21 protein-coding genes and 1 pseudogene are annotated in these 22905 nt (G+C 50.2%); 20 read left to right on the top strand and 2 right to left on the bottom strand.

Annotated features, from left to right (window positions below):
* The 20 genes from pgeF to miaA all read left to right on the top strand — a co-directional run.
* Positions 1–610, top strand: a 610-nt coding sequence (gene pgeF, locus AB5903_RS18415; RefSeq protein ID WP_368118094.1) for a peptidoglycan editing factor PgeF, incomplete at its 5' end; no start/stop codon positions are given.
* Between the two features lie 113 nt (positions 611–723).
* Positions 724–1179, top strand: coding sequence for a DUF6078 family protein (locus AB5903_RS18410; RefSeq protein ID WP_272710388.1), 456 nt, complete (start codon positions 724–726; stop codon positions 1177–1179).
* A 207-nt stretch (positions 1180–1386) separates the two neighbouring features.
* A complete protein-coding gene (locus AB5903_RS18405) occupies positions 1387–2052 on the top strand; it encodes a B3/4 domain-containing protein (protein WP_034535896.1) in 666 nt (221 codons plus the stop codon).
* Between the two features lie 137 nt (positions 2053–2189).
* Positions 2190–3188, top strand: a complete 999-nt coding sequence (locus tag AB5903_RS18400) for a PhoH family protein (RefSeq protein ID WP_005657979.1) — start codon at positions 2190–2192, stop codon at positions 3186–3188.
* Positions 3189–3221: 33 nt separating this feature from the next.
* A complete protein-coding gene (locus AB5903_RS18395; protein WP_016661534.1) occupies positions 3222–4163 on the top strand; it encodes a phosphoribosylaminoimidazolesuccinocarboxamide synthase in 942 nt (313 codons plus the stop codon).
* Between the two features lie 10 nt (positions 4164–4173).
* Positions 4174–4911 (top strand): bifunctional demethylmenaquinone methyltransferase/2-methoxy-6-polyprenyl-1,4-benzoquinol methylase UbiE, encoded by a 738-nt coding sequence (gene ubiE, locus AB5903_RS18390; protein WP_117666467.1) that lies wholly within the window; start codon positions 4174–4176, stop codon positions 4909–4911.
* Positions 4912–4944: 33 nt separating this feature from the next.
* Complete coding sequence (locus AB5903_RS18385) at positions 4945–5691, top strand: shikimate dehydrogenase (RefSeq protein WP_005657984.1); 747 nt, start codon at positions 4945–4947, stop codon at positions 5689–5691.
* A 1-nt stretch (position 5692) separates the two neighbouring features.
* Complete coding sequence (locus AB5903_RS18380; protein WP_016661536.1) at positions 5693–6709, top strand: alpha/beta hydrolase; 1017 nt, start codon at positions 5693–5695, stop codon at positions 6707–6709.
* A 40-nt stretch (positions 6710–6749) separates the two neighbouring features.
* The gene (locus AB5903_RS18375; protein ID WP_117740295.1) at positions 6750–7652 is read left to right on the top strand and encodes a YgcG family protein; all 903 of its coding nucleotides are present in this window, start codon (positions 6750–6752) and stop codon (positions 7650–7652) included.
* Positions 7653–7720: 68 nt separating this feature from the next.
* On the top strand, positions 7721–8302 hold the full coding sequence (locus tag AB5903_RS18370; RefSeq protein WP_195657914.1) for a LemA family protein: 582 nt from the start codon (positions 7721–7723) through the stop codon (positions 8300–8302).
* A 158-nt stretch (positions 8303–8460) separates the two neighbouring features.
* Complete coding sequence (locus AB5903_RS18365; protein WP_195657913.1) at positions 8461–9630, top strand: AIR synthase-related protein; 1170 nt, start codon at positions 8461–8463, stop codon at positions 9628–9630.
* 39 nt (positions 9631–9669) lie between these two features.
* Entirely contained in the window at positions 9670–10782 is a 1113-nt protein-coding gene (gene prfA / locus AB5903_RS18360; protein WP_005657992.1) for a peptide chain release factor 1, read from the top strand.
* Between the two features lie 2 nt (positions 10783–10784).
* A complete protein-coding gene (locus AB5903_RS18355; protein WP_272198632.1) occupies positions 10785–12557 on the top strand; it encodes a DUF4153 domain-containing protein in 1773 nt (590 codons plus the stop codon).
* 25 nt (positions 12558–12582) lie between these two features.
* A complete protein-coding gene (gene pyrF, locus AB5903_RS18350) occupies positions 12583–13407 on the top strand; it encodes an orotidine-5'-phosphate decarboxylase (protein WP_117740293.1) in 825 nt (274 codons plus the stop codon).
* 356 nt (positions 13408–13763) lie between these two features.
* Positions 13764–14993 (top strand): HD domain-containing protein, encoded by a 1230-nt coding sequence (locus tag AB5903_RS18345; protein WP_005657999.1) that lies wholly within the window; start codon positions 13764–13766, stop codon positions 14991–14993.
* An 84-nt stretch (positions 14994–15077) separates the two neighbouring features.
* On the top strand, positions 15078–16118 hold the full coding sequence (lpxD, locus tag AB5903_RS18340) for a UDP-3-O-(3-hydroxymyristoyl)glucosamine N-acyltransferase (protein ID WP_016661541.1): 1041 nt from the start codon (positions 15078–15080) through the stop codon (positions 16116–16118).
* Positions 16119–16121: 3 nt separating this feature from the next.
* Entirely contained in the window at positions 16122–17507 is a 1386-nt protein-coding gene (locus AB5903_RS18335) for a bifunctional UDP-3-O-[3-hydroxymyristoyl] N-acetylglucosamine deacetylase/3-hydroxyacyl-ACP dehydratase (protein WP_005658002.1), read from the top strand.
* Positions 17508–17514: 7 nt separating this feature from the next.
* Positions 17515–18291, top strand: coding sequence for an acyl-ACP--UDP-N-acetylglucosamine O-acyltransferase (gene lpxA / locus AB5903_RS18330; RefSeq protein ID WP_005658004.1), 777 nt, complete (start codon positions 17515–17517; stop codon positions 18289–18291).
* 12 nt (positions 18292–18303) lie between these two features.
* A complete protein-coding gene (locus AB5903_RS18325; RefSeq protein WP_005658005.1) occupies positions 18304–18864 on the top strand; it encodes a hypothetical protein in 561 nt (186 codons plus the stop codon).
* Positions 18865–18978: 114 nt separating this feature from the next.
* Entirely contained in the window at positions 18979–19878 is a 900-nt protein-coding gene (gene miaA, locus AB5903_RS18320; protein WP_005658007.1) for a tRNA (adenosine(37)-N6)-dimethylallyltransferase MiaA, read from the top strand.
* A 59-nt stretch (positions 19879–19937) separates the two neighbouring features.
* Here miaA and AB5903_RS18315 read toward each other — a convergent pair whose 3' ends face one another.
* Together AB5903_RS18315 and AB5903_RS18310 are read right to left on the bottom strand one after the other, a co-directional pair.
* Positions 19938–22349 (bottom strand): glycoside hydrolase family 3 N-terminal domain-containing protein, encoded by a 2412-nt coding sequence (locus tag AB5903_RS18315; protein ID WP_040316320.1) that lies wholly within the window; start codon positions 22347–22349, stop codon positions 19938–19940.
* Positions 22350–22371: 22 nt separating this feature from the next.
* A pseudogene (locus AB5903_RS18310) lies at positions 22372–22905 on the bottom strand (hypothetical protein); the annotation flags it as partial.

Genomic DNA, 22905 nt, shown 5'->3' with positions numbered 1-22905 from the left:
CTTTCAGACCCACGGCACCGATTCCCTCATCATCGACGATACCTATCTGAACGCAACGCATAACGAACGGCAAGCCATGCTGCAAGGCATCGATGCACTCATTACCCGCATGCCCGGCTGCTGCATCTGCATCTCCACTGCCGATTGCATTCCCGTATTATTATATGACAGGCAACGCCGCATTGTTGCCGCAGTCCATGCAGGCTGGCGGGGAACGGTAAACCGCATTCTTGCCAAAACCCTTCACCGGATGCAGTCTGCCTACGGAACAAGGGGAACGGATGTTATTGCCTGCATAGGGCCGGGCATCTCCCTCGACTCGTTCGAGGTGGGCGATGAGGTATATGAAGCGTTTCGCACCGAAAATTTCCCGATGGAATACATATCCGTATGGAAGCCCGAAACGCACAAATACCATATAGATTTGTGGGCAGCCAACCGTTTGCAACTCTCCGACTTCGGAGTGCCGCCCCGGCAGATAGAGAATGCAGGCATCTGTACCTACCGGCAGCATGAGGACTTCTTCTCGGCACGGCGTCTGGGCATCAAGTCGGGACGTATCCTGTCGGGAATTATGTTGAACGGACAGGAAAAGGAAGAAAGAAAGTAACGCCTATATTTGAAAGAGTTACAGTTTATGGCTACTTTTGTACCGTGCCGATAAGTTGAAGCAACTCTAATTCTCGACTCACATTATACGAACAAACCAATACCTCCAATGATATGAAACAAAACCGGGAAGACATTCCTTTCGAATATGCCCATTGTTTTGCCACAGACGGGCAGTGTCCGCAACGTTCGGGATGCCTGCATGCCCTGATAACGGAGCTTCCGATGAAAACATCGCAATACGCAAGCAATATCATAACCGCCATAGACCCGCGCTACATTGCTTCGCTGCATGGCAAGGGCGACTGTACCTTCTACCGTAGCTCCGACCTCAAGCGTTATGCCTGCGGAATGTCCCGGATGTTCGATGCCGTGCCCAGCAGAATCGTAAGCGAAGTCAGAAGATGTGTACAGAACTGCTTCACCTGCCGCAGCTATTACTTTGCCAGCCGCAAAGGCAAGAGACTTATCTCACCCGCAGAACAGGCGGAGATTGCATCCGTTTTCCGTGCCCTTTGCCCGGAGCTACGTCCCATATACGACAGCTTTGAGGAAAGATACGAATGGTGACCGGAGAAGTACAGGCGGGTGATACTGCAAACCTGCCTGTGCCAGATCTATCCCACACTTAGTTTATTTTTATTTATCCACAATAAACTTCGAGTTTAATCCTATTAAACTCCGGGTTCATTAGGATTAAACCTGAAGTTTAACGCCGTTAAATTCCAAGTTTATCCACGACGAACCGACAGTAAACCATACACAATGAAAAGCCTCATGTACCACATCACCTTATCCGAAGAGATTAAGCGCCTCTGCCCCGCCTTTCAGGGCGTTGCCGTCATGGCGCAAGTAACCAACTCCGCACACAACGCAGAGCTGTGGCGGGAAATCGACGCTTTCACCCGCGAACTGAGAGCCGGTGAAACCGCGGAAAGCATCAAACAGCAACCCGCCATCGCCGCCACCCGCGAAGCCTACAAGCGTTGCGGCAAAGATCCCAGCCGTTACCGTCCTTCCGCCGAAGCATTGCGCCGCCGTCTTATGCGGGGACTCGAACTGTACCAAATCGACACGCTGGTAGACCTCGTCAACCTCGTATCGCTCCGCACCGGATATTCCATCGGCGGCTTCGATGCGGACAAGATACAGGGAGACAGCCTTGAACTCGGCATCGGACGTGCGGAAGAGCCCTTCGAAGGCATCGGGCGCGGAACGCTGAACATTGAGGGGCTTCCCGTCTACCGCGACCGGGCAGGCGGCATAGGCACTCCCACCAGCGACAACGAACGTACCAAAATGGGACTCGAAACCCGGCGTATCCTTGCCATAGTCAACGGATACAACGGACGCGAAGGGCTGGCGGAAGCCGCCGGAATGATACAGGAACTCCTGCGGAAATACGCAGACTCCGATGGCGGAACAATACTCTATTTTGAATAAACAATGACAACAAAGTGATGCCGCCATGCAAGCCGGTGCAAAAAAATAACACGCAGAACCGTCCAAGTATTCAAACGTTTCACTACATTTGCAAAACGTTTTACCTGAAAAAAAGAATTGAACTTTAAAACATATCGATGATAGAAAAACTGATTGTTCTTGAGGATATCGACCCGGTTATCTTTTACGGCGTAAACAACGCCAATATGCAACTGATAAAAGCTTTGTATCCCAAACTCCGCATCGTTGCCCGCGGCAATGTCATCAAAGTGCTGGGAGATGAAGAGGAGATGTGCGCGTTTGAAGAAAACATCACCAAACTCGAAAAATATTGTGCCGAATATAATTCTCTGAAAGAGGAAGTCATCATCGATATCGTCAAAGGGAACGCCCCGCAAGCTGAGAAGTCGGGCAATGTCATCGTGTTCAGCGTAACGGGAAAGCCCATTATTCCGCGCAGCGAAAACCAGTTGAAACTGGTAGAGGCATTTAGCAGGAACGACATGGTATTTGCCATAGGCCCTGCCGGGTCGGGCAAGACCTATACGGCCATCGCCCTTGCCGTACGCGCGTTGAAGAACAAGGAGATAAAGAAAATAATCCTCAGCCGTCCCGCCGTAGAGGCCGGAGAGAAACTCGGTTTCCTGCCCGGCGACATGAAGGACAAGATAGACCCGTACCTGCAACCGCTTTACGACGCCTTGCAGGACATGGTTCCCGCCGCCAAACTGAAAGAGTACATGGAGCTGAACATCATTCAGATTGCTCCCCTCGCTTTCATGCGCGGACGCACGCTGAACGATGCCGTAGTGATTCTGGATGAAGCGCAGAACACCACCACCCAACAGATAAAGATGTTCCTCACCCGTATGGGCATGAATACCAAAATGATTGTAACGGGGGATATGACGCAAATCGACCTTCCCCAGTCACAGACTTCCGGACTGGTGCAAGCGCTCCGCATCCTGAAGGGCGTGAAAGGAATCAGCTTCATCGAGCTGAACAAAAAAGATATTGTACGCCACAAACTGGTTACTCAGATTGTGGAAGCCTACGAAAAGTTTGACAAAGAAGCGAAAGCCGAACGGGAGAAACGGAAAGCAGAACAAGCCGCCGGACAGCAACTCCCGGCTTAGACAGTAAATATCCAACTCATAAATATCACTAAAATGAATGCATTAACAGCAACAGATTTCAACTTTCCCGGACAGCAAAGTGTCTATCATGGAAAAGTGCGCGATGTGTACAACATCAATGGCGAAAAGTTAGTTATGGTCGCTACCGACCGCATTTCAGCCTTCGACGTAGTATTGCCGAAAGGTATTCCTTTCAAAGGACAGATGCTGAACCAGATTGCAGCCAAGTTCCTCGATGCCACCACCGACATCTGCCCCAACTGGAAAACAGCCACCCCCGACCCTATGGTAACCGTGGGCGTAATGTGCGAAGGCTTCCCGGTTGAGATGATTGTACGCGGCTATCTCTGCGGCAGTGCATGGCGCGCCTACAAGAGCGGTGTCCGCGAAATCTGCGGCGTAAAGCTGCCCGAAGGCATGAAGGAGAACCAGAAATTCCCCGAACCCATCATCACCCCGACCACAAAAGCCGAAATCGGCGAGCATGACGCCGACATCTCCAAAGAGGAGATTCTTGCCAAAGGCCTGGCCACTCCCGAAGAGTATGCAATTCTGGAGAAATATACAATGGCGCTCTTCAAACGCGGTACGGAAATCGCTGCAGAACGCGGCCTGATTCTCGTCGACACCAAGTACGAATTCGGCAAGCACAACGGCACTATCTACCTGATGGACGAAATCCACACACCGGACTCCAGCCGCTATTTCTACTCCGAAGGCTACGAAGAACGCTTTGCCAAAGGCGAACCGCAAAAGCAGCTTTCAAAGGAATTCGTGCGCGAATGGCTAATGGACAACGGTTTCCAGGGCAAAGAGGGACAGCAGGTTCCGGAAATGACCGACGAAATCGTGACTTCCATCAGCGAACGTTACATCGAGCTGTACGAGCACATCACCGGCGAGAAGTTCGTTAAAGAGGACACAAGCAACATCGCCGAACGTATTGAAAAGAACGTAACGGAGTACTTAAAGTAACGATTGACGGATGGACTACCCCCAAGAACACATCAAGCCTTACGGCAACGACGGCAAGAAGAGCGAACAGGTTGAAGAGATGTTCGACAACATCGCCCCCGCTTACGACAAGCTGAACCATACCCTGTCGATGGGCATAGACCGCAGCTGGCGCAAGAAGGCGATTGACACGCTCCGCCCTTTCAGCCCCCGGCGCATCATGGACGTAGCGACCGGAACCGGAGACTTTGCCATACTTGCCTGCCGCGAATTGCAGCCCGATATGCTCATCGGGACCGACATATCCGAAGGCATGATGAATGTGGGACGTGAAAAAGTAAAACAGGCGCACCTCTCGGACAGGATTTCCTTTGTCCGGGAGGACTGCACCTCTCTCTCGTTTGTCGATGAAAGCTTCGATGCCGTGACCGTGGCGTTCGGCATCCGTAACTTTGACGGACTGGATAAAGGATTGTCCGAAATGTGCCGCGTACTCGTACCCGGCGGACATCTCGTCATTCTGGAGCTCTCCACGCCGGACCGCTTCCCGATGAAACAACTCTTTACCGTCTACTCCAAAGCCGTCATCCCGCTGCTCGGCAAGTTCATTTCGAAAGACAACAGCGCCTACACCTATCTGCCCCAAAGCATCCGCGCCTTTCCGCAAGGCGAAATCATGCAGGGAGTAATCCGCAAGGCAGGGTTCAGCGAGGTACGCTTCAAGCGATTGACTTTCGGAATATGCACCTTATACATTGCTAAGAAATAGTCACTTATATTCTCCCTTTAACACATTTTGGATATGCAGAAATACGGTTTAATCGGTTACCCGCTGAAACATTCGTTCTCCATCGGCTACTTCAACGAGAAATTTAAAGCAGAGAACATTGACGCCGAATATGTGAACTTCGAGATTCCCCGCATCGAAGACTTCATGGAAGTGATTGAAGAAAACCCCAATCTCTGTGGACTCAATGTAACCATTCCCTATAAAGAACAGGTTATACCCTACCTCGACGAACTGGATAAGGACACCGCCAAGATTGGTGCGGTCAACGTTATCAAGATTGTCCGCCTTCCCAAAGGCAAAATCAAGCTGATAGGCTGCAACTCGGACATCATCGGATTTACGCAATCCATCGAACCCCTGCTGCAACCCCAGCACAAGAAAGCGCTTATCCTGGGCACAGGCGGTGCATCCAAAGCCGTATATCGCGGCCTGGAGAATTTAGGAATAGAAAGCACTTTCGTGTCACGTACCAAAAAGGACGACAAGTTCCTGACCTACGGGGAGCTGACTCCCGAAATCATGGCCGGACATACGGTCATCGTAAACTGTACGCCCGTGGGCATGTTCCCCAAAGTGGATTTCTGCCCGGACATACCCTACGAACTGCTTACTCCCAACCATTTGCTCTACGATTTGTTGTATAATCCAAATGAAACACTCTTCATGAAGAAAGGCAAAGCGCAGGGAGCCGTCACCAAGAACGGACTTGAAATGTTGCTGCTGCAAGCCTTTGCCGCATGGGAAATTTGGAACAAGTAACATGAAAAAAATACTGAAATATTCATTCATAGGTCTCGCTGCGCTTTGTACCGCCCTGTTGTGCGGCGGATACTATATGCTGGGGCATGCGCTGAACCCGGATGAACTGGTTACACGCTCCCGCAACAGCCAGGCTTCCTACGAATACATGTTCGGGCAATATCCCGAGCTGAAGCCGTGGGTGGACAGCCTGCAGACGGCAGGGGCACTACGCGACCTCTATATAAAGAATGACCGGGGTGAAACCCTGCATGCGCTGTATGTAGCCGCTGCCGAACCCACCCGTAAAACGGCCGTCATTGTGCACGGCTATACCGACAACTCCATCCGCATGCTCAACATCGGCTACCTGTACAACCGGCAACTGAAGTACAACATCCTTCTGCCCGACCTGCACGGTCATGGTGCAAGCGAGGGTGCCGAGATACAAATGGGCTGGCTCGACCGTCTCGACGTACTGCAATGGACCGCAACCGCCGACGAGCTTTTCGGCAGGAACAATGAAACGGTGACCGCAGGCGACAGCACCCGTATGCGCAGCAGCGGTACGGAAATGGTAGTACACGGCATCTCGATGGGAGCTGCCACCACCATGATGGTGTCCGGCGAAGTGGAACATGGAATACACCAGCAACCGTTCATCAAATGTTTCGTCGAGGACTGCGGCTATACCAGCGTATGGGATGAATTCCGGGGCGAACTGAAAGCACAATACGGCTTGCCCGCTTTCCCGCTGCTGCATGTGGCAAGCCGGCTTTGCGAGCAAGAGTACGGATGGGATTTCCGTGAAGCTTCGGCTTTGGAGCAGGTCAGGAAGTGTACCTTGCCCATGCTCTTTATACACGGCGATGCGGACTCCTATGTGCCTACATGGATGGTCTACCCTCTTTACGAAGCCAAGCCGGAACCGAAAGAGCTGTGGATTGTTCCGGGTTCCGCACATGCCATGTCCTACAAGGACTATCCGCAGGAATATACGGAGCATGTAAAGAAATTCGTAGGGAAATACATACGTTGACGTGATTTTTCCTACCTTAGCCCCTACAAATACAATAAGTATGAAACGATTTATCTCCATAGCATTCCTCTTGTGCATGCTTGTTTCCCTGCAGGCACAAGAGATTTACACCACCGGAAACATTCCTAAAGTACATCTTCAGGACAAGACACGCTACGTTTGCAACCCCGCCGGTATCCTTTCCGCCCCGGCATGCGACGAAATAGACCGCATGCTCTATGCCTTGGAACAGCAAACCGGCATTGAAACCGTAGTGGCGGTTGTTCCGTCCATCGGCAGTGAGGACTGTTTCGACTTCTCGCACCGGTTGCTCAACGAATGGGGCGTTGGCAAGAAAGGAAAGAATAACGGACTGGTTATCCTGCTGGTAACCGACCAGCGCTGTATTCAGTTCTATACCGGATACGGACTGGAAGGAGACCTGCCCGATGCCATTTGCAAACGCATTCAAACGCGGGACATGATTCCTTACCTGAAAGACGGTAACTGGGACGCCGGTATGGTGGCCGGCGTTCGTGCCGTATGCGCCCGTCTTGACGGAAGTATGGTAAACGACCCGGACGAAAGTGACGGCGGCTCTCCGATAGGATTGATTCTGGCCGTTGCAGGGTTCTTTGCCATCGCCATCGCGGCAGGAATACTGAAAACACGCGCTGCAAGCAAATGCCCGCAATGCGGCCAGCATAAGCTGCAACGGAGCAACAGCGTGCTTATCTCACGCCGCAACGGAGTACGGACGGAAGATGTCACCTACACCTGCCGCAATTGCGGACATAAGGTAGTACGCCGCCAGCAGTCTTACGATGAGAACTATCGGGGCGGAGGTGGCGGCGGTCCTGTCATTTTCGGAGGCGGCGGTTTCGGCAGCAGTGGCGGAGGATTCAGCGGCGGCAGCTTCGGAGGTGGCATGGGCGGTGGCGGCGGAGCCGGTTCACGGTTCTGAGCGGAACGGCCGGGCGTCTCCTGTAACAAACCAATTCAGATTGCATCATTAATAACAAAAAAAGAAGTATGAAAAAATCAACCATTATCATCATTGTTGTCGTAGCCCTTCTCGCCATTTGGGGAGTCAGCGGTTATAACGGACTCGTTACCATGGACGAAAACGTCAGCGGGCAATGGTCTAACGTAGAAACACAATATCAACGTCGTGCCGACCTGATACCGAATCTCGTAAACACAGTCAAAGGATATGCCTCTCACGAAAAGGAAACGCTGGAAAGTGTGGTAGAAGCCCGTAGCAAGGCCACCCAGATGACCGTAGACGCCAACGACCTGACACCGGAAAAGCTGGCCGAATACCAAAAGGCACAGGGCGCGGTTACTTCCGCTCTCGGCAAGCTGCTCGCCATTACCGAAAACTATCCCGACCTGAAAGCCAACCAGAACTTCCTGGAGCTCCAAGCCCAGTTGGAAGGTACGGAAAACCGCATCAACGTGGCACGTACCAACTTCAACAATGCGGCGAAGAATTTTAATACGGCAATCCGCCGCTTCCCCAAAAACATTCTTGCCGGTCTTTTCGGCTTTGAGAAGCGTGCCTACTTTGAAGCCGCCGAAGGAAGCGAACAAGCACCTAAGGTGGAGTTCTAAAGAGACGGAATTGAATATCAAACATCCCCTCATCCGGTGTCGCACCCGCACAGACTTGCAAGTACGATGCCGGATGAGGGGATATTTTTTACGCAAAGCTAAGGCTATAAGCGAAATAATCACTACTTTTGTGCTCAATTGAACAAACTTATTATCCCATGAGTAATCAACGATATATGATGAGGGGCGTCAGCGCATCCAAAGAAGATGTGCACAACGCCATTAAGAACATCGACAAAGGTATATTCCCGCAGGCTTTCTGCAAAATCATCCCCGATATCCTGGGTGGTGACCCTGAGTATTGTAATATCATGCACGCAGACGGCGCAGGAACAAAATCCAGTCTGGCCTACATGTACTGGAAAGAGACAGGCGACCTCTCCGTCTGGAAAGGCATCGCACAGGATGCGCTGATTATGAACATCGACGACCTGCTCTGTGTAGGTGCTGTGGACAATATCCTGGTATCGAGCACCATCGGACGCAACAAGTTGCTTGTGCCCGGAGAAGTGATTTCCGCCATCATCAACGGTACGGACGAACTGCTTGCCGAACTCCGCGAAATGGGCGTAGGCGTATATGCCACCGGTGGCGAGACCGCCGATGTGGGCGACCTGGTGCGTACCATCATCGTTGACTCTACGGTAACCTGCCGCATGAAGCGTTCGGATGTTATCGACAATGCCAATATCCGTCCGGGAGACGTGATTGTAGGTCTCTCCTCTTGCGGACAAGCCACTTACGAGAAAGAGTATAACGGCGGTATGGGTAGCAACGGACTTACCAGCGCCCGCCACGACGTATTCGCCAAATATCTGGCGGAGAAATATCCGGAAAGCTATGACAAAGCCGTACCCGACGAATTGGTATACAGCGGAAAGCTGAAACTGACAGACAGCGTGGAAGGCAGTCCGCTGGATGCCGGAAAGCTGGTGCTCTCTCCCACCCGTACATATGCGCCGGTGGTTAAGAAACTGCTCGATGCGCTCCGTCCCGAAATTCACGGTATGGTACACTGCTCCGGCGGTGCGCAGACCAAAGTGCTGCACTTTGTCGGAGATAACTGCCGCGTTGTCAAAGACAACCTTTTCCCCGTTCCGCCGTTGTTTAAGACCATCAAGGAGCAAAGCGATACGGACTGGAGCGAAATGTACAAGGTATTCAATATGGGACACCGTCTGGAAGTATATCTTTCTCCCGAGCATGCGGAAGAAGTGATTGCCATCAGCAAAAGCTTCAACATCGATGCACAGATTGTAGGACGTGTCGAAGAGAGCGATAAGAAAGAACTGATTATCAAGAGTGAATTCGGAGAGTTCAGATATTAATGCCGACTTGTCATCTCATAACATTACCACTTTAATTAAATGGCAGATAACAACACCATATTAGAGAAACTGGAAGGCCTCGTTGCCCGCTTCGAAGAAGTGTCCACACTGATTACCGACCCGGCGGTGATTGCCGACCAGAAGCGCTACGTCAAACTCACCAAAGAGTACAAAGAACTGGGCGACCTGATGAATGCCCGCAAAGAGTACATGCAGGTACTGAACGGCATCGAGGAAGCCAAAGAAATCATCGCCAACGAAACCGACGCCGAGATGCGTGAAATGGCACGCGAAGAACTTGATGCCTGCCAGGCACGCCAGCCTGAACTGGAAGAAGAGATAAAGCTCCTGCTTGTCCCCGCCGACCCGCAGGACAGCCGCAACGCCATTCTCGAAATCCGCGGTGGTGCAGGTGGAGACGAAGCCGCCATTTTTGCAGGCGACCTCTTCCGCATGTACACCAAGTATTGTGAGGCTAAAGGCTGGAGACTGGATATATCCAGCGCCAACGAAGGCGCAGCCGGCGGTTTCAAGGAAATCATCTGCTCCGTAACGGGAGACAACGTATATGGCACGCTGAAATATGAATCGGGCGTACATCGCGTACAACGCGTGCCTGCCACCGAAACGCAGGGACGTGTACACACATCCGCCGCATCCGTGGCGGTACTGCCCGAAGCCGAAGAGTTCGATGTAGTCATCAACGAGGGAGAAATCAAATGGGATACCTTCCGAAGCGGCGGTGCGGGCGGTCAGAACGTAAATAAGGTGGAATCCGGCGTACGCCTGCGCTATAACTGGAAGAACCCGAATACGGGTGTCGTAGAGGAAATTCTCATCGAATGTACCGAAACGCGCGACCAGCCGAAGAACAAAGAACGCGCCCTGTCGCGCCTGCGTACCTTTATATACGACAAAGAGCACCAGAAATACATCGACGACATCGCTTCCAAGCGCAAGACAATGGTCTCTACCGGTGACCGCTCGGCAAAGATACGTACCTACAACTATCCGCAGGGACGTATTACCGACCACCGCATCAACTATACCATTTATAACCTTGCCGCCTTTATGGACGGTGATATTCAGGATTGCATCGACCATCTGATTGTTGCGGAAAATGCAGAGCGACTGAAAGAAAGCGAATTGTAGTTATGAAAGGGCTATCAGTAGAGAAAGCGTTTCACACGGTTACCGAAGCGTTTCAGAACTGCCTGAAGCGCTTCCCGGTTACGGTAGCCTTTATCTTTGCATTCACTGCCTATCTCATTCATCTGACATCAATAAGCTGGACAGGCGAAGAACGGTTGCTGTTTATAACCGGCTACTACCTGTCGGTAGGCATCCTGCTTTCGCTCACGCTTCATCTGTGGAGCGAAGAAGTAAAAAGCCGGATGTGGAAGACAGGCATACAACTTGCCGCACACGCCCTGCTCATAGCCGATGCTTTCCTGCTCTACCGTTATCTCGGTACAGAGAGTTCATGGATTGAAATCGGCATCGCCCACACGGCGGCCATTCTCACCATAGGGCTTTCCACATTCTTCCTCTCGTTCCTGCGCGAGAAGAATGACATTGCCAGTTGGAATTTTGCACTGAACGCCGTTTCTTCGTTCGCTGTCACACAAATCATAGGCCTCATCCTATGGGCAGGCATCAGTCTGCTGTTGTTCTCACTGCACCAGCTGTTCGACATCCATTTCAGCGGAAAGTGCTATGCCTATATCTATTATCTGTGCAGCATAACGCTCGCTTTGATACTGTTTCTCGGATTGTTGCCGCAGGGAGAGGACAAACACAACCGCGAACCCCACTCATCCGAATTCCTGAACGGCATCATACACTACCTGTTCCTTCCGCTTACAGCCGGATATCTGACAGTGCTTTACATATATGCCGCCCGCATCCTTGTCAGTTGGGAACTGCCCACAGGCTGGGTGTCATGGCTCATCGTAGCATTAATGACGGTGTGCATCGCCATTCAATTCGGTCTGTATCCCGCACGCCTTGAAAATAACAAACGGTTTGACAACTGGATTGCCCGCTGGATGCCCGTACTGATACTGCCTCTGCTGTTGCTGATGACCATAGGCATCGTGCGACGGTTTAATGATTACGGCATTACCGTTAACCGGCTCTATCTCGCCACACTCAACGGCTGGTTCTATTTTGTCTGTATCGGGTTGTTCGCCATCAAGGCACGGCGTATCAACTGGATACCCATTTCGTTTGCCATCATCTTTTTGCTGACGTCGGCATTGCCCGTCAACTATGCCGGCATTACAAAGAATGTCATTCTTAACGAAATCAAAGCCGAGATGCAACGCAGTTGCCGGGCAAAAGCCCCTCTCTCGCTACAACAATATGAGGAATGGATGTACTCGCTGCCGGAAAAGCAGGCGATACGGATAAACAGTAAATTCAGATACCTGAACAGCTGGTTCGGCACGGAGAGCGTCACTCATCTGATAGACAGAAACGTAACCTACAACCTCTATTCCGTGGCAGCGGATATTGAAACAAATGCGGCGCCTGCCGGCACTGATAACGGCAAGGTTACCTATAGCGGAGCAATCGACAGTCAAACGAACATCAGTGTTCCCAAAGGCTACACGCGGTTTATCACCATACCCAGCGACGGTATATCAAGCCGCTTTCTTACCATCCCCCGCCAATATCTTGAAAATGGAATATTGCCCGTTTCACTCGATACCCGGACGGACAATCTGAACGATAGCGCATATATCGAACTCAGCACATTGGAAATGTTGGAAAAGAACAGCAAGCACGGTCATATACCGCCTACCTCTTTCCGATGCAATTCTTCCAAGAACCTGTTCATGCTGACTGCATTCGATATCCATTATGAAAAGAACAGTGACGAAGATGTAAGAATGAGCATCAAAGGATATTTATTTAAAAAGTAAAACCATTAAACCAACAAATTGCGATATGAACAAACAACAACTCTTTGAGAATATCAAACGCAAGAAATCATTTCTATGCGTAGGTCTGGACACGGATATCAAAAAGATTCCGGAACATCTGCTGAAAGAAGAAGACCCCATCTTTGCCTTCAACAAAGCGATTATCGATGCAACAGCCGACCTGTGTATCGCCTACAAACCGAATCTCGCTTTCTATGAGAGCATGGGAGTAAAAGGCTGGATTGCCTTTGAAAAGACCGTGAACTACATCAAGCAGAACTATCCCGACCAGTTTATCATCGCCGATGCCAAACGCGGCGACATCGGTAATACCTCTGCCATGTATGCACGTACTTTCTTTGAAGAACTGGACATAGACTCGGTAACCGTAGCTCCTTATATGGGCGAAGACAGCGTTACTCCATTCCTCACCTACGAAGGCAAATGGGTTATCCTGCTCGCACTGACCAGCAACAAAGGTTCGCACGACTTCCAACTGACGGAAGACAAAAACGGTGAACGTCTCTTCGAAAAAGTATTGCGCAAGTCACAGGAATGGGCAAACGACGAGCAAATGATGTACGTGGTAGGCGCCACCCAAGGACGTGCTTTCGAAGATATTCGTAAGATTGTTCCCAACCACTTCCTTTTAGTGCCCGGCGTAGGTGCACAAGGCGGTTCATTGGAAGAGGTCTGCAAGTACGGCATGAACAAGACTTGCGGGCTGATTGTTAACTCCAGCCGCGGTATCATCTATGTAGACAAGACCGAAAATTTCGCAGCCGCTGCACGCAAAGCCGCACAGGAAGTACAGGCTCAGATGGCGGAACAGCTGAAAGCAATACTCTGAGAAGCAAATAAAAACTTATTTTAAACATAACCGGGCAGAATCGGCGAAATGGGTAATTGTTCGCCTGATTCTGCCCGGTTCGTATCAATACATGATAATCCTGCACGATATGCTCGAAGGTTTCAAAAGGACCAATCTGTCATAGCCCGCCACATTGCAAATGTTTTCAAAGAAGGAGAACTTGACAGAGACAGTAATATGCAAATTTTGCATAATACTATCTCAAAATATAAACCTACTGCGATTTACAACTTAGAGGTTATCATCTCAACACGACTGGTGATGAACTTCCTTGTATAGCATCATATTTTGTCATCTCCTAAAAACAAATTACCTTTGTCCTCAAATACTTAGCTATGCCTTACGAACGTAAAATCATCAACGATCCGGTGTTCGGATTCATCAACATACCCAAAGGACTGCTGTACGACCTTGTACGACATCCCCTTTTGCAACGCCTCACCCGTATCAAACAATTGGGATTATCGTCCGTGGTGTATCCCGGCGCACAGCATACCCGGTTCCAGCACTCACTGGGGGCATTCTACCTTATGAGTGAAGCTATCCAGCAACTTACCGCCAAGGGAAACTTCATTTTCGACAGTGAAGCGGAAGCCGTACAGGCGGCTATCCTCATGCACGACATCGGGCACGGTCCGTTCTCGCACGTGCTTGAAGATACTATTGTAAAAGGTGTCTCGCACGAAGACATTTCCCTGATGCTCATGGAACGCATCAACAAAGAAATAAACGGGCAACTGACACTTGCCATCCAAATATTCAAGGACGAATATCCCAAGCGTTTCCTCCACCAGCTGGTAAGCGGACAACTGGACATGGACCGCCTCGACTACCTGCGCCGCGACAGCTTCTATACCGGAGTGACGGAAGGTAACATAGGTTCGGCGCGCATCATCAAGATGCTCGATGTAAAAGACGACCATCTGGTCGTAGAATCCAAAGGAATCTACTCTATCGAAAACTTCCTCACTGCACGCCGCCTGATGTACTGGCAGGTATATCTGCATAAGACATCGGTTGCCTACGAAAAGATGCTCATCAGCACCCTGCTGCGTGCCAAGGAGTTAGCCGGCAAAGGCGTGGACTTGTTTGCCCCGCCCGCACTGAAATTCTTTTTATACAATGATATCAACCGGGAAATATTCTACAATAACCCGGACTGCCTGGAAAACTTTATCCAACTGGACGACAACGATCTTTGGACTGCCCTGAAAGTATGGAGCACACATCCGGACAGGGTGCTTTCCACACTAAGTATGGGCATGGTTAACCGTAACATATTCAAAGTGGAAATCTCCACCGAACCTTTCAGCGAGGAGCGTAAAGAAGAAATCACCCGGCAAATCGGCAAACAGCTGGACATCCCTCTTTCCGAAGCCGGTTATTTTATCTCTACCCCAAGCATTGAGAAGAATATGTACGACCCGGCAGACGACAGCATCGACATCCTGTACAACGACGGCTCCATTAAAAACATAGCCGAAGCATCGGACATGCTCAACATCTCCCTACTCTCAAAAAAAGTAAAAAAGTACTACTTATGTTATCAACGTTTGCATAGATAAGTATAAAATATTCACCGCAGGACAAGGATATATAAAAAAAAAGTCCGTTATTTGTGTTTTGAAACCATCTAACAACAATAAAACATGGAGTTCTCTGCTAAACAAATTGCAACATTTATACAAGGAGAAATCGTAGGAGACGAGAATGCAACCGTGCATACCTTCGCCAAGATTGAAGAAGGAATACCGGGGGCAATCTCTTTCTTATCCAACCCTAAATACATACCTTATCTGTATGAAACCCAATCGAGTATTGTTTTGGTTAATAAGGATTTCACTCCCGAACAGGAAGTAAAAGCTACCATGATTAAGGTAGACAATGCCTACGAAAGCCTTGCCAAATTATTAAACCTGTATGAACAGAGCAAACCGAAACGCACCGGCATCGACCCGCGCGCATACGTTGCCGAAACTGCCAAAATAGGCAAAGATGTTTACATTGCGCCTTTTGCTTATGTAGGAGACCATGCAGAAGTGGGCGACAATACGGTAATTCATCCGCATGCCACTATCGGAAGCGGTGCTAAAGTAGGCAATGATTGCATTATTTACGCAAATGCAACAATCTACCACGATTGTCGCGTAGGCAACCGTTGCATCCTGCATGCCGGCTGTGTAATCGGTGCAGACGGTTTCGGTTTCGCCCCCACTCCCGAAGGGTATGAAAAGATTCCCCAAATCGGAATCACCCTATTGGAAGACAATGTGGAAATCGGCGCCAATACATGTGTAGACCGTGCCACGATGGGAGCGACTATCGTTCACAGCGGTGTAAAACTGGATAATCTGGTGCAGGTGGCACATAATGATGAAATCGGTTCGCATACGGTAATGGCGGCCCAAGTGGGCATAGCCGGTTCCACCAAAGTAGGCGAATGGTGTATGTTTGGCGGTCAGGTGGGTATAGCCGGACACATCCACATCGGAAACAAAGTGAACCTTGGCGCACAATCCGGTGTTCCCAGCAGTATTAAAGAAGGCAGTGTATTAATAGGTACGCCGCCTATGGAAGTGAAGCCCTACTTCAAGTCACAGTCCGTATTCCGCAAGCTGCCGGATATGTACTTTGAGTTGAATGCGCTCCGCAAAGAACTCGATGAATTAAAAAAACAATTAAATAAGTAACCAATGTTGAAACAAAAGACTCTGAAAGACAGCTTTTCACTCAGTGGGAAAGGTCTTCACACTGGACTTGATCTGACCGTTACTTTCAACCCTGCTCCGGACAATCACGGATATAAGATTCAGCGTACCGACCTGGAAGGTCAGCCTATCATTGACGCTGTTGCCGATAACGTGACCGAAACGACACGCGGCACCGTGCTTTCCAAAAACGGGGTTAAGATAAGTACCGTAGAGCACGGCATGGCTGCGCTTTACGCTTTGGGCATAGATAACTGCCTTATTCAGGTGAACGGTCCGGAATTTCCTATCCTGGATGGAAGTGCCCAATATTATGTCAACGAAATAGAACGTGTAGGTACGGTGGAACAAAGTGCCGTAAAGGATTTCTATATCATCAAATCCAAGATTGAATTCCGTGACGATGCCACCGGCTCATCCATCATCGTATTGCCCGATGAAAACTTCAGTCTGAACGTACTGGTATCCTACGACTCGACCATCATCCCCAACCAGTTTGCCACATTGGAAGATATGGCAAAGTTCAAGGATGAAGTAGCAGCCAGCCGCACTTTCGTATTTGTACGTGAGATAGAACCGCTGTTGCAAGCCGGACTTATCAAAGGCGGCGACCTGGACAACGCCATTGTTATCTATGAACGTGAAATGCCGCAGAATGCCTATGACAAGCTTGCCGACGTAATGGGCGTGCCTCACATGGACGCCAAACAGTTGGGTTACATCAACCACAAACCGCTGGTATGGCCCAACGAATGCGCCCGCCACAAACTGCTGGACGTTATCGGCGACCTGGCTCTGATTGGCAAGCCCATCAAGGGACGTATCATTGCCACACGTCCGGGACATACCATCAACAACAAGTTTGCCCGCCAGATGCGTAAGGAAATCCGTCTGCACGAGATACAGGCCCCTACTTACGACTGCAACCGCGAACCCATTATGGATGTAAACCGCATCCGTGAACTGTTGCCGCACCGCTATCCGTTCCAACTGGTAGATAAAGTAATTGAGATAGGTGCCAACTACATCGTAGGTGTCAAGAACGTAACAGCCAACGAACCTTTCTTCCAGGGACACTTCCCGCAAGAACCCGTCATGCCGGGCGTATTGCAGGTAGAGGCCATGGCGCAGACAGGCGGTTTACTTGTTCTGAACTCCGTAGACGAACCCGAACGCTATTCCACCTACTTTATGAAGATAGACGGCGTCAAGTTCCGCCAGAAAGTAGTGCCGGGAGATACTTTGATTTTCCGTGTCGAACTGCTGGCTCCTATCCGCCGGGGTATCTCTACTATGAAAGGCTATGTATTTGTAGGCGAAAAGGTAGTGTGTGAGGCTGAATTTATGGCTCAAATAGTAAAAAACAAGTAAATTAATTATGATAAGTCCCTTAGCGTATATTCATCCCGAAGCGAAAATCGGGGAAAACGTAGAGATTGCTCCTTTTGTTTTCATCGACAAGAATGTGGTAATCGGCGATAACAATAAGATTATGGCGAATGCCAACATTCTGTACGGTTCACGCATCGGCAACGGGAATACAATCTTTCCCGGAGCTGTAATCGGTGCTATCCCGCAAGACCTGAAATTCCGGGGAGAAGAGACTACCGCCGAGATAGGCAATAATAATACCATCCGCGAGAACGTGACAATCAACCGGGGTACAGCTGCCAAAGGAAAGACAATCGTTGGCAGCAACAACCTGCTGATGGAAGGTGTACATGTTGCACACGATGCCTTTATCGGCAACGGTTGCATCATCGGCAATTCCACAAAAATGGCAGGCGAGATTGTCATAGACGACAATTCCATCATCAGCGCCAACGTACTGATGCACCAGTTCTGCCACGTAGGCGGATTCGGCATGATACAGGGCGGATGCCGCTTCAGCAAAGACATACCGCCGTACATCATAGCCGGACGGGAGCCCATCTGCTATGCAGGCATCAACATCGTGGGACTGCGCCGTCGCGGTTTCTCCAACGAAACCATCGAGGCCATTCACAACGCCTACCGCATTATCTATCAAAGTGGACTGAACAATACGGAAGCTTTGAAAAAGATTGAGAATGAAATGGAAATGACCCCAGAAATCAGCTATATTGTAAACTTTATACGCGAATCGGCTCGCGGCATTATTCCTGCAAGCAAATAAAAAGTTAATAATATGATATATAGATTTACCCTCATCTCCGATGAAGCGGACGACTTCATCAGAGAAATACAGATTGACCCGGAAGCCACGTTCTATGATTTTCATGAAGCCATCGTGAAATCAGTAGGTTATACCGACGACCAGATGACCTCTTTCTTCATCTGCGACGATGATTGGGAAAAGGAAAAAGAAGTTACCCTCGAAGAAATGGACGACAATCCGGAAATAGACAGTTGGGTGATGAAAGACACTCAGGTCAGCGAATTGGTAGAGGACGAAAAGCAGAAACTTCTGTACGTGTTCGACTACATGACAGAACGTTGTTTCTTCATCGAACTCTCCGAAATCATTACCGGCAAGAATATGACCGGAGCAAAATGCACCAAGAAAGCCGGAGAGGCTCCCAAGCAGACCGTTGACTTTGAAGAAATGGCTGCTGCCAGCGGCTCGCTCGACTTGGACGAAAGTTTCTACGGCGACCAGGACTTCGACATGGAAGACTTCGATAAAGAAGGATTCGGCGGTTTGGACGATGGAGCCGCAGGTATTGCTTACGAAGACGACAAATTCTGATAAACCGGTTCGGGCGAATAGCACCTGCTCCAATGACAACGAGACTTCCCTTGAGGATACATTCGTTTCAAAGGATGCAATTGTTTTTCGCCCGAATTATTTTGTTGCAATCTCATGAAAACATTGATAGTACTTATAGGCCCCACGGGAGTAGGAAAGACAGAACTCAGTCTCCGACTGGCGGAACACTTCGGAACATGTATCATTTCCGCCGATTCACGACAGCTTTATGCCGATTTGAAAATCGGTACGGCCGCCCCTACCCCGGAACAACTGCAACGGGTACGGCATTACTTTGTAGGCACACTGCAACTGACCGACTATTACAGTGCCGCCCAATATGAAGCCGAAGTACTGCAACTTCTTGAGCAACTCTATACCCAGCACGAGGTCGTACTCCTGACCGGCGGCTCCATGATGTACGTAGATGCCGTATGCAAAGGCATTGACGACATTCCTACCGTAGATGCCGAAACCCGCCGGCTTATGCTGCACAAATACGAAACGGAAGGTTTGGAGCACCTCTGTGCCGAACTGAAACTGCTGGACCCGGAATATTACAAAATCGTAGACCTGAAGAACCACAAACGGGTAATCCACGCACTGGAAATCTGTTATATGACTGGCAAGACCTACACCTCTTTCCGCACACAGCAAAAGAAAGAACGCCCCTTCCGCATCATCAAAATAGGACTCACCCGTGACCGTGAAGAATTATATGCCCGTATCAACCAACGCGTAGAACAGATGATAACGGACGGACTGGTAGAGGAAGCCCGCAGTGTCTACCCTCACCGTGCACTCAATTCACTGAACACCGTAGGCTACAAGGAAATCTTCAACTATCTGGACGGTGAATGGACACTGCCTTTTGCCATTGAGAAAATCCAGCAGAATTCACGCATCTACTCCCGTAAGCAGATGACGTGGTTCAAGAGGGACGAAGAGATACGCTGGTTCCATCCGGAACAAGAAACGGAGATACTTGCATATCTCCGTTCCCAGCTATCGTAAACCTGCCCGCAACCGGCACAGCCCCTAAAACCTTTCCGAGCCTTTGCACCCGGCTATCGTCAAGGCAAAGCCGTTATTGTCTTTTTCAGCCTTATGTCCTGGCTGGATGCGCCTATCATAACCTCAAACTCGCCCGGCTCCACTGTCCAGTTCATATTGCGGTCCAGAATCTGCAAGTCTTCCGGCTTCAAGGAGAAAGTGACCTGCCTGGTTTCACCCGGTTGCAAGGATACCCTCTCAAAACCGCGCAACTGCGAATCGTAGGTAATGACACTGCTCACCTTATCGCGTACATACAATTGCACCACCTCGTCACCCGCACGTTTTCCAGTATTCGTAACGTTGACTTTAATCGTATATTCGCCCTGCGTATGCTGTTGCAACGGAGAGACTTCCAAATCGGAGTAAGCAAAAGTCGTATAGCTCAGACCGAAACCGAACGGATACAGTTCGCCGATGATGCGTGTTGCGCCCGAACCGTTTGGACCGGAATGCGGTTGAGCGCCATGCGAACCGGGTTTGAAAGGGAAGTTCAGCTCTATCTGTCCTACGCTCTTAGGGAAAGTCACTGTCAGTTTGCCACCCGGATTATGCTCGCCAAACAGAGTCTCCGCAATCACCGTTCCCCCCTGACAACCAGGAAACCACGACTCCAAGATGGCTGGGATATAAGCATTTGCCCAGTTGACGGTGAGCGGCTGCCCGTTTATCAGCACCAGTATCACCGGCTTTCCCGTTGCATGCAATGCCTCAAGTAATTGCTGCTGGCGTCCCGGCAAGTCGAGCGAAGTACGCGAACGGCTCTCTCCCGTACGATACTCATCCTCGCCAAGCACGGCAATAATGACATCACTTTCACCGGCTTTTGCTACGGCTTCGGCAATGCCTTGCTTTTCCTGTTCGCTCATGGGCGCAGGCAATATCTCTGTGGCAGGCCAACCTGCATCCACAATATCACAGCCTTTGGCATAATCCACTTCGGCAATGCCTTTCAGATAATTACGCAAACCGGCAAGCACGGTAACCGTCTCCAGTCCGTTAGGGCCGTAACGGCTGGTCATAAAGTTATCCTCATCAGCCAACGGGCCGGTCACCAGCACCTTCTTTATCTGCCGTTTATCCAGCGGAAGGATATTATTCTCGTTTTTCAGAAGCACAAGTGCCTGTTGCTGCATCTGCTTCACAAAATCCATATTCCGGTCTGCCCCGCCTACTCTGTCGGCGGCTTTCGTATCGGCTACATAAGGTTGGTCGAACAGTCCCAAGCGGAATTTCACCCGCAGCACTTCCGACACACGCTTGTCTATCACAGCCATTGAAATCTTCTTTTCTTCCAGCAACCGGCGGATGGGCAGAATAAAATCGGAAGGCGGAGTAAAGTGGGTACGCACATTCAAGCCGGCTTCCAAAACCTGACGCACAGCCTCATCATAGGTATCCGCCACATGATGCTTGGACTCCACAAACTCCACAGCCTCGCTGTCGCTCACCACATAGCCGTCGAAGCCATACTCCTCGCGCAGCAATTCCGTCAGAAAATAGTAGCTGGCGGATACGGGCACACCGTCCCAATCGTTATAACTGCTCATCACTCCCATAGGATGCGAGTTCTGAATGACCTTCTTAAAAGGATAAAGAAACAGTTCGTGCAACTCGCGCGGAGCCACATGCGGGTCGGTACGGCAATTCCCGTCACGCCCGCCTTTGGGCACGCTGTAAACTGCATAGTGCTTCAAGGTGGCGGCTACTCCCTGCGACTGGATGCCGTTCACCATTTCCGTTCCCAAAGCCGCTATCAGATAGGGTTCTTCTCCATAACACTCCAGTGTACGTCCCCAACGCGGGTCGCGTACGATATCCAGTATGGGAGCATACACATTGGTATATCCCAACGCTTTCGCCTCTTGTCCGGCTATGACACCGGCACGGCGGACAAGCTCTTTGTTCCAGGTGCTTCCGATGGCAATAGGAGCAGGCAACGGAGTGGCTTTGGTGTGGTTCAGTCCGTGAATCCCCTCATTCGTGAAGTCAACGGGAATCCCCAAACGGGTTTCCTCCACAAACCAGCGTTGCACGGTATTGACGGCCTCGGCATGATTGCTGAAAGGGTACAATAAACCGGGAACCTGCGCAGACTTCTTTCCCACGCCGTTCAGCATCTCATCGATATTGGCAATGCCGTCTTTCCATATTTCGTTTTTCCAGCCGGCAACGGGCAGGGAATCCTTTAACACACGTCCGTAGCCGTAAAGAGTTGCCAGTTGGCAGGTTTTCTCTTCCACTGACATTTGGGAGAGCAGGTCGGCTACCCGCTTTTCAACCGGTTGGGAAGGGTCTTCATAAATGTCCTTCACCCCGTTCTTGTTGAAATCGATCCAACCGTTCCGATACATTTTCTTGTTTTGCGCCTGCACATTTCCGGCAAGCCCCAGACAAAGAGCGGAAATGCAGATAATCAGTTTGTGTTTCATGTATAAAATCAATAATAAGTAATTAAAGTTCAAATAATTCCGCATATTCGGCTTCAATGAACGCATCCAGCTCATTATAGAGCGACTGCATTGCCTTTACATCCGCTTCCCCTTTCCTGCGCCACTCTTTCAATACCGGTACGGTGCGCCGGAACACCTCATCCTCTACCGGAGCCAGCAACTGCATATAGCCGTTCTTATCGGTATTATAAAGCCTTTCCCAGTTCATATAGCGGTTGCTGCCCATACCTTGCCCGTAAGAGAAAACATCCCCTGCCAGTATTACCGACCAATTGCCCAAAGGAGAAACCTTCTTTGCTTCATCACGAACCAGCAACCTCGGCAAAGCCTTGTCCGCCCCTTTCACCCAGACGGGCATTGCCACTCCGGTAGGCGGATACCCCAGAATTGTCCACATCGTAGTGAGTTCGGGCCGCTCCCCTTCTTTCACGCCCTGCACCACCACCGAACTTGCCGTACTGCTGCGTGCGATGAAGTCCTGGTCTACAAACCACCCCGTTGTCTTAGGACGATTGAAATCCCCGCTCTTCAAATC

Origin of the sequence: Bacteroides sp. 2201st1_D9_2201SCRN_220225, from assembly GCF_040928965.1 — a bacterium.
Classification (GTDB): Bacteria; Bacteroidota; Bacteroidia; order Bacteroidales; family Bacteroidaceae; genus Bacteroides; species Bacteroides stercoris.
Note: the sequence above shows the minus strand (reverse complement) of the source record. Positions and strands in the feature narration are given on the sequence as shown.

Coding starts and splice junctions, on each gene's coding strand:
- AB5903_RS18410 (WP_272710388.1), top strand. CDS start 724: ATGAAACAAAACCGGGAAGACATTCCTTTCGAATATGCCCATTGTTTT.
- AB5903_RS18405 (WP_034535896.1), top strand. CDS start 1,387: ATGTACCACATCACCTTATCCGAAGAGATTAAGCGCCTCTGCCCCGCC.
- AB5903_RS18400 (WP_005657979.1), top strand. CDS start 2,190: ATGATAGAAAAACTGATTGTTCTTGAGGATATCGACCCGGTTATCTTT.
- AB5903_RS18395 (WP_016661534.1), top strand. CDS start 3,222: ATGAATGCATTAACAGCAACAGATTTCAACTTTCCCGGACAGCAAAGT.
- ubiE (WP_117666467.1), top strand. CDS start 4,174: ATGGACTACCCCCAAGAACACATCAAGCCTTACGGCAACGACGGCAAG.
- AB5903_RS18385 (WP_005657984.1), top strand. CDS start 4,945: ATGCAGAAATACGGTTTAATCGGTTACCCGCTGAAACATTCGTTCTCC.
- AB5903_RS18380 (WP_016661536.1), top strand. CDS start 5,693: ATGAAAAAAATACTGAAATATTCATTCATAGGTCTCGCTGCGCTTTGT.
- AB5903_RS18375 (WP_117740295.1), top strand. CDS start 6,750: ATGAAACGATTTATCTCCATAGCATTCCTCTTGTGCATGCTTGTTTCC.
- AB5903_RS18370 (WP_195657914.1), top strand. CDS start 7,721: ATGAAAAAATCAACCATTATCATCATTGTTGTCGTAGCCCTTCTCGCC.
- AB5903_RS18365 (WP_195657913.1), top strand. CDS start 8,461: ATGAGTAATCAACGATATATGATGAGGGGCGTCAGCGCATCCAAAGAA.
- prfA (WP_005657992.1), top strand. CDS start 9,670: ATGGCAGATAACAACACCATATTAGAGAAACTGGAAGGCCTCGTTGCC.
- AB5903_RS18355 (WP_272198632.1), top strand. CDS start 10,785: ATGAAAGGGCTATCAGTAGAGAAAGCGTTTCACACGGTTACCGAAGCG.
- pyrF (WP_117740293.1), top strand. CDS start 12,583: ATGAACAAACAACAACTCTTTGAGAATATCAAACGCAAGAAATCATTT.
- AB5903_RS18345 (WP_005657999.1), top strand. CDS start 13,764: ATGCCTTACGAACGTAAAATCATCAACGATCCGGTGTTCGGATTCATC.
- lpxD (WP_016661541.1), top strand. CDS start 15,078: ATGGAGTTCTCTGCTAAACAAATTGCAACATTTATACAAGGAGAAATC.
- AB5903_RS18335 (WP_005658002.1), top strand. CDS start 16,122: ATGTTGAAACAAAAGACTCTGAAAGACAGCTTTTCACTCAGTGGGAAA.
- lpxA (WP_005658004.1), top strand. CDS start 17,515: ATGATAAGTCCCTTAGCGTATATTCATCCCGAAGCGAAAATCGGGGAA.
- AB5903_RS18325 (WP_005658005.1), top strand. CDS start 18,304: ATGATATATAGATTTACCCTCATCTCCGATGAAGCGGACGACTTCATC.
- miaA (WP_005658007.1), top strand. CDS start 18,979: ATGAAAACATTGATAGTACTTATAGGCCCCACGGGAGTAGGAAAGACA.
- AB5903_RS18315 (WP_040316320.1), bottom strand. CDS start 22,349: ATGAAACACAAACTGATTATCTGCATTTCCGCTCTTTGTCTGGGGCTT.